The sequence below is a fragment of the Candidatus Schekmanbacteria bacterium genome (assembly GCA_003695725.1).
Taxonomy (GTDB): domain Bacteria; phylum Schekmanbacteria; class GWA2-38-11; order GWA2-38-11; family J061; genus J061.
Genome location: RFHX01000050.1, coordinates 1 through 6,172, shown reverse-complemented (window position 1 = coordinate 6,172; position 6,172 = coordinate 1). Strand labels below are relative to the sequence as shown.

General features: G+C 33.8%; 8 protein-coding genes. 3 read left to right on the top strand and 5 right to left on the bottom strand.

Annotation, left to right across the window (positions count from 1 at the left end):
• On the bottom strand, positions 1-106 hold a 106-nt coding region (locus D6734_02425), incomplete at its 3' end, for a 4-hydroxy-tetrahydrodipicolinate reductase (GenBank protein ID RMF97323.1).
• Positions 107-163: 57 nt separating this feature from the next.
• Here D6734_02425 and D6734_02420 point away from each other — a divergent pair.
• From D6734_02420 to D6734_02410, 3 genes are all read left to right on the top strand, one after another.
• Complete coding sequence (locus D6734_02420; protein RMF97322.1) at positions 164-703, top strand: hypothetical protein; 540 nt, start codon at positions 164-166, stop codon at positions 701-703.
• 85 nt (positions 704-788) lie between these two features.
• Positions 789-1,823 carry a hypothetical protein gene (locus D6734_02415; GenBank protein ID RMF97321.1) on the top strand — a complete coding sequence of 345 codons (1,035 nt, stop codon included), beginning with the start codon at positions 789-791 and terminating at the stop codon, positions 1,821-1,823.
• Positions 1,824-1,856: 33 nt separating this feature from the next.
• Positions 1,857-2,066, top strand: coding sequence for a hypothetical protein (locus D6734_02410; GenBank protein ID RMF97320.1), 210 nt, complete (start codon positions 1,857-1,859; stop codon positions 2,064-2,066).
• Between the two features lie 9 nt (positions 2,067-2,075).
• Here the strand turns inward: D6734_02410 and D6734_02405 are convergent, their stop codons facing one another.
• From D6734_02405 to D6734_02390, 4 genes are read right to left on the bottom strand one after another with little or no spacing between them, the layout of a single operon-like run.
• Complete coding sequence (locus tag D6734_02405; protein ID RMF97319.1) at positions 2,076-2,732, bottom strand: 1-acyl-sn-glycerol-3-phosphate acyltransferase; 657 nt, start codon at positions 2,730-2,732, stop codon at positions 2,076-2,078.
• Between the two features lie 18 nt (positions 2,733-2,750).
• Positions 2,751-3,185: a DUF1844 domain-containing protein gene (locus tag D6734_02400; GenBank protein RMF97318.1), complete on the bottom strand. Its 435-nt coding sequence runs from the start codon at positions 3,183-3,185 to the stop codon at positions 2,751-2,753.
• On the bottom strand, positions 3,154-4,557 hold the full coding sequence (locus D6734_02395; GenBank protein ID RMF97317.1) for a DUF4340 domain-containing protein: 1,404 nt from the start codon (positions 4,555-4,557) through the stop codon (positions 3,154-3,156). Before D6734_02395 ends, D6734_02400 begins: the two co-directional genes overlap by 32 nt.
• The gene (locus D6734_02390; GenBank protein ID RMF97316.1) at positions 4,554-6,104 is read right to left on the bottom strand and encodes a hypothetical protein; all 1,551 of its coding nucleotides are present in this window, start codon (positions 6,102-6,104) and stop codon (positions 4,554-4,556) included. The genes D6734_02395 and D6734_02390 overlap by 4 nt, the downstream gene beginning before the upstream one ends.
• Positions 6,105-6,172: the final 68 nt, after the last annotated feature.

The window sequence follows — 6,172 nt, the reverse complement described above, 5'->3', positions numbered from 1 at the left end:
ATATATTGACTATTGATTTAGCTGTGCCAGAAGGGCTGTCAAGCTTTTGGTTATGATGAAACTCATGACCTGCAACATCATATTCATCAAACTGATTAATAAGCATGGCGGCTATTTCTACAATTTTGTAAAATATATTAAAAATTAGACGATTATAAAGATTATGACAAGAATAGGGGAAAAGACATATATATTTGTAATCATTATCTCAATTTTTTTATTGATACCTTTTAAAATTGAAGCAGAAGATTCCAATTATTCCTCTTATCTCTCATTAAAGCCAAATGATTTAATCAAGGAATATAGAAAAGTGAAGGGCATTCCTATAAGATTCCATGAAATTTTCAGCACAATTCTCACTGATCGAGTAATTGAAGCAGAGGCAAAAGGCTACATGCAGGAAAAATATATCTTCTTCCAAGGAAAATTATTCGAAAAGGCATTATATGTCGTCAATAGGCAAAATAAAAAAAAAGACCTTTTAAAAAATTTGATCAAAGATGAAAAAGTAACAATTTATGGAATAATTAAAAATATTGACAATATTATTATAGAAGTTGAAAAAATTGAAAGAGGATGGAATATCGATAAGTTTGATGATATTTCAAATGAATCACACTACCCGAAAGAAGAAAGAAAAAACATATTGAAAGTGCCCTATAGAAGCGGCAAAAAAAAGTACAAGCTATTCATCCCATTTTAGAGCATTAAAAAATTTAAAAAAAATTTGAAATTTTTGTAAAGAATTTGTAAACATTTATCGTGATTTAACACTTGACATTAAAGATGTGGATTGGTTAAATATCGGGACATTTGAGTCCGGTTGGATAGCAACACTTAAAAAAGAGGGTTTAAAATTGGAAAAGAGAAAAAGATTTTTTGCAAGTCTGATAGCTTTATCTTTGGTTTTGTTTTTACCGTCTATTATTCCAGCAGATGCCGCTACTAAACCTAAACCAAAAGAAATCAGAAAAGCTGATTTGAATAAAGATGGTAAGACTGATATGTGGGATTACTATGAATATGGCAAGAGAGTTATGTTTTCTCAGGATAAAAATCTCGACGGGAAGCCTGACATTTGGAAATATCTGAAAAATGAAAAAGAGATTTACAAAGTTGAAGTAGATACAAACAAAGATGGGAAACCAGATATTACATACCATCTTAAAAATGGGAAACCTGAAAGGGTAGAAGCCGATACGAATAAAGATGGAAAAATTGATCTTATCCAACATGTAACAGGCAACAATGAAGTTACAAGCGATGAAGTTGACAGCAATGGGAACGGGAAGATGGACACCTTCAGATACTATGCAAACAAAAAAATAACATCGATTGATTATGATACTGATGAAAATGGTACCATAGACAAAAAAGAAACCTATGGGACTGACAACAAAGTAGAAAAGCTTGAAATTGACAAAAACAAGGATGGAAAGTTCGATATATTCTTTTCTTACAAAGACGGAAACCTTGTTTCTAAAAATGCGGATATAAATTTTGATGGTCGTATAGATATCTGGGAATATTACTCCAACGGCAAAATAGCGAAGAGAATCATTTCTGAAAAGAAAAATGGAGTTAAAAATCTCTATGAATTTTTTAGAAACGGCGAACTTGTCAAGAAGGAAATAGATAAAGACTTTGATGGCAAGATTGATACATGGCAAGAATTTCAGAATGGGAAGCTAACGCGAATCCTTATCGATGAAGATAAAGACGGAAATATAGACCTTTGGCAATATGTAGAAAACGATAAAATAGTAAAGATGGAAAAAGACAGCAACGGTGACGGCACACCTGATGTCACATCTTATTACTAAAAGCCGGCACACCAATTATTATCACCTATAGTAATGGCAAAGATCTTCTATTCAATTGGCAGGGCTTTTGAATTCTTTGGAATTATATTCACTGCAATTGCCCTGCTTTTATTCGGTAAAAGCGGATCTGTAGCAGAGCCAATGACTGCTCTTATCATTGGAGTTTTTTGGTTTTTTACAGGTTGGCTGATAGTAAAAGTTGCCGGATCGAAAATAGAATCAAAAAAAGAAACAGATAATTAAAAGAGTTTATTATAATGCTCCCCTATTTTCTGCCAGTTGGCGGATATTGTCCATTAGTTTATTTGAAATCTCGGCATAGAGTTCTTTCGAAGCTTCTTTCTTTCTCTCTTCTTCAAAATTCATAGGCTTACCGATAATTATCTCCATCTTCTTAAAAAAACGGGGGAAAATAGCACCTTTTGGAAGGAAATGCTGAATACCTATGTGATAAACTGGAAGGACAGGCACTTTTGATTCATATATTATTTTCCCTATTCCGCGCATTCCTTTACCAACCCTTCCATCAGGTGAACGAGTTCCTTCAGGATGCATTAAAATTGTTCCTTTTTGAGAAATTTCAGCTATCCTTCTCATAACTCGTTCATTATATCTTCCTCTCACAACAGGAAAAGCGCCCATTAGGTTAAAGAAAACTCTGGCAACTGCGCCCTTGAAAAGTTCTGCTTTTGCAGGGAAAAAAATTCTTCTTGGGAAGAAAATATGACCAACCAACCAAGAATCCAAAGCAGAAATATGATTTGCCATTATCAACAATCCGCCTTTTTTTGGAACATTTGTCTTACCAAACACTTTTACCCGATTAAGTATATGGAAGCAAAAAAAAGTAATGACGGTCATTGGGAAATAAACAAGCCAGTAATTCAAGTAAAATTTAATTTTACTCATCGATGTTTTGTCAGGAAATTAAGAAGAAGAAAGTTCTTTTGCTTTTGCAACATACTTCATTTTGAGGTCATAAATAGCTTCATTGAGGAGGTCTTCCTCTTCCTTTGTAAGGTTGTTAGCCGTCTTCTCTTTCAACATATTTAGTGTTTTTATATTTATATCAGCAACTTGAAGATTGACTTGCGGTTCGGGTGCATCAGGATGCGGCATCTTTATTCCAAGATAAAAGCAGGCTTGTTGATAAAGCGTTATTACATGCATTGAAAAATTTACTTCCGGAATATTTCCTTCAGCAGTTGCGCTCTCAAATCTCCTTCTTTCTTCCTCAGAAACTTTGCTCTTTTTTTCTTCATCCTTTTTCAATTCATCGTCAGCTTTTAAAAATGACCTTTTATCCCTAAATACAAAAGATGGTCCCTTTTCATTTTTTTTGTCGTTCATTTTTTTCTCCATTTTCAGTTTTCGATATAAAAAAATCTGGCTCTCTTCCAAGCCAGTCTCTAACAAAAACCATATCTATTATTGCAATTTCCTTATATTCCTCATTCATACAATATGCTTTAATGCCTGCTTTATTGAGTTTTCCAATAAGGAAGCTACCTAATTTATTCCCATCTCTGTCATAGGCTGTAAATGACCCCTGAGGAGGATTGAGTCCATATTTTGAAAGGTCTGGAGCAGGATCATTTACAAATTTTTCTGCATTCACACCTGTCGCAACAGCAAAAAGCCGCTGTACATTGAAAGGATTCAAAGGATATTTTTTACCATTTACATATCCCCACCACAATCTTTTTTCATCTGTTGCAAAAGTAATTTCACCTCTTTTATTTTTCAATACTGCCTTTGCCATATCATGAATATAAACAGGAAAAATTCTTCTTTGGCGCAAATCAATTTCTTCATCAGGCAGCTGATCTAAAATATCCCGTTCACAATAGTAGATTCCATCTCGCATATTAGAAATCAAATACATTCCTCTATCGCCCGTTATTTTCCCTAATTTTATTTCATAGACTTTGTTCTTGGCCCCAACAGCTTTAAAGACGAAAAGAGGATGCAAAAGTCCACATTTCTTTAAATCTTCTTCATCTATCACATCTCTTACAAACCTCTTTATAACTATTGAATTTACCAAACTGATATTATGCAAAGCTATTGCTTCTGTAGAGAGCCCTTGATGAGGATAGGTCATTCTCCATCCTGATTGCGTTTTTTTCAGGACAAACTTCTTCGAGTTTCTATGTATTTCAATCTCATTTATGTCCCTTGGAGGTATGGTTATCAATTTTTTATTTCTAAGCTCATAGGGGCGCCTTTTGACAGCAGTCTTCAATCTATTTGTTACATAGTGAATTACCGGGTCATCTTCAATTTTTACATAAACAGCGCTAGTAACTATACTATCCAAGCCAATCCGTGCTGAAATAGTGGGCTCATCACTTCCATTTTCATAGATTTTAAAAGATGCTGTTGGATTATCAAGTCCGTAAGGTGATAGGTCATCAGTTGCAGGAGATATTTCCTTGAAACTTTTGATCTCTCTAATTCTTTTAAGCATTCTTTCTATGACTTCACTATCACCCGAATCTTCATAGGGTTTGACCATTTGCCAAATGCCATTTTTATCCTTTTTTACATATGTAATCTTACCGTTATTGTTCAATTCAAGAGCTGTAACTTTTTCCGGATTAAAGTTAAATACATATTCAGACTCCTCTCTTTCTCTCTCAATCAATTTCTTCTTTATAGTGTCATAATAATAGACTACTGATAGAATGCATAGAATTACCAATAATAAAACAGCTTTTGAAAGTTTACTCATAATTTTCTTCTCTTTAGAAAGATAAATGCTCCTACTAACAAAATTATACCCGGAAAAGTAATTACAGATGATATGAAAAGCATATTACCTTCCGAGCGAGTTATATTAACAGAGCTAAATTCTCTGGGTTTTCTGGGAATAACAATCATATCCTCCTGGTCAGTAATCCATCTAATACAATTCACAAAAACATCGGAATTACCTGAAATACCTAAATAAGCATTACTTATAAAATCCGAATCACCTATAGCAAGAATATTTGCAGCTTTTTCATCTTCTGTCTTTATCTCAGAAAATATACCTCCAATCGCTACCGGACCTCCTTTGTCAATTGGTGGATTATATTGATACGGTCTTTTGCCATCTTTTTCAATCCAGCTTCTACTATCTGTTATGAAAATTCTTTCAAAGGTAGCCTTAATTCTACTTTTTGCAGCTCTTTTTTCATCATAACCAATTGCCTGCGCAATAGGAAAAACTGAATAAACCTGAAATCCCGCAACAGCAGGATGTCTGCCATAATTTTTTATAATGGTAACAAGAGGGTCATTCCCAAAAATTCCTGTTGGAGGATTTGCAACTACATTTGCTGAAAAAATGATATTTTTACTTCTTGCAAAGTCAATTAATTTTCCTGAATAGCCGGGGTCAAGCAGTAAAGCCAAACTCCCTCCTGATTCGACATATTTTGTCAACTGGTCAATCTCTTCTTGGACGAAATCTTTAACAGGGCCTGCTATTATTATAAGGGAACAGTTCTCAGGAATTGATTTTTCATTAAAGAGATCTAAATTTTTTACATCATATCCTTTCCCCTCAAGAGTTTTTTTTATCAGTGAATAGCCGTTCTTGTCGCTGTCTGAAGATAAAATGTTTTTCTCACCATGTCCTGTTAAAAAGCATATAAGTTTTCGCTTGGTAGTTTTAACCTGAATCAGTGCATTTGTGAATGCCGACTCTGATATCAAATTGATTTTCCTAACATTTTTCCCATTATCTACAACAATAGTATTATATGCACGCACATCATATTTTTTTGCCAAGGCAGGATTTTTATCAGGGTCAACTATCTCATAATCTATCTTCTTTGACCTAAATTTATACTCATCCATTAAGTCCCGAAAAGGGATAATAGCTTCCGAGCCTTCCTGAAAAAAACCTATAAATTTTACATCCTCCTGAAGTGAAGATATAACCTTCAATGTCTCTTCTGAAAGGGAATATTTTCCAGTCCGTGTAAGGTCAATTCTTATACCATTTCCATAGCTCAAGAGATTGATTATTATAAGAATTACGGCAGTTACTATTATAGAAAACAAAGAAACTGTCCCTTTGCCGATTTTTTGAAGAGTCTGCCTCTTTCTCTTCAACTGCACAACAAACATTATGGCGCCTGAAAGGGAAATCAGAAGCCCTACAACATAAGCAATATTGCGATAAAGAATTACAACAGGAAAAAAGTATTCCCATAAAAATGATACTGTGGATATAATTATCCCAAGGGCTATAAGAAAGTTTTGTATATTCCTTTTATTATTCATCTCCATTTTTCCGAATCAAGAATTTCATAAGTCACATAGAGATTAAAAATTGTGAAACTCAATAAATATATTAT

What these genes read in the sequence shown, in the direction of transcription:
- D6734_02420 (RMF97322.1), top strand. Translation starts at nt 164, where the DNA reads ATGACAAGAATAGGGGAAAAGACATATATATTTGTAATCATTATCTCA.
- D6734_02410 (RMF97320.1), top strand. Translation starts at nt 1,857, where the DNA reads ATGGCAAAGATCTTCTATTCAATTGGCAGGGCTTTTGAATTCTTTGGA.
- D6734_02405 (RMF97319.1), bottom strand. Translation starts at nt 2,732, where the DNA reads ATGAGTAAAATTAAATTTTACTTGAATTACTGGCTTGTTTATTTCCCA.
- D6734_02400 (RMF97318.1), bottom strand. Translation starts at nt 3,185, where the DNA reads ATGGAGAAAAAAATGAACGACAAAAAAAATGAAAAGGGACCATCTTTT.
- D6734_02395 (RMF97317.1), bottom strand. Translation starts at nt 4,557, where the DNA reads ATGAGTAAACTTTCAAAAGCTGTTTTATTATTGGTAATTCTATGCATT.
- D6734_02390 (RMF97316.1), bottom strand. Translation starts at nt 6,104, where the DNA reads ATGGAGATGAATAATAAAAGGAATATACAAAACTTTCTTATAGCCCTT.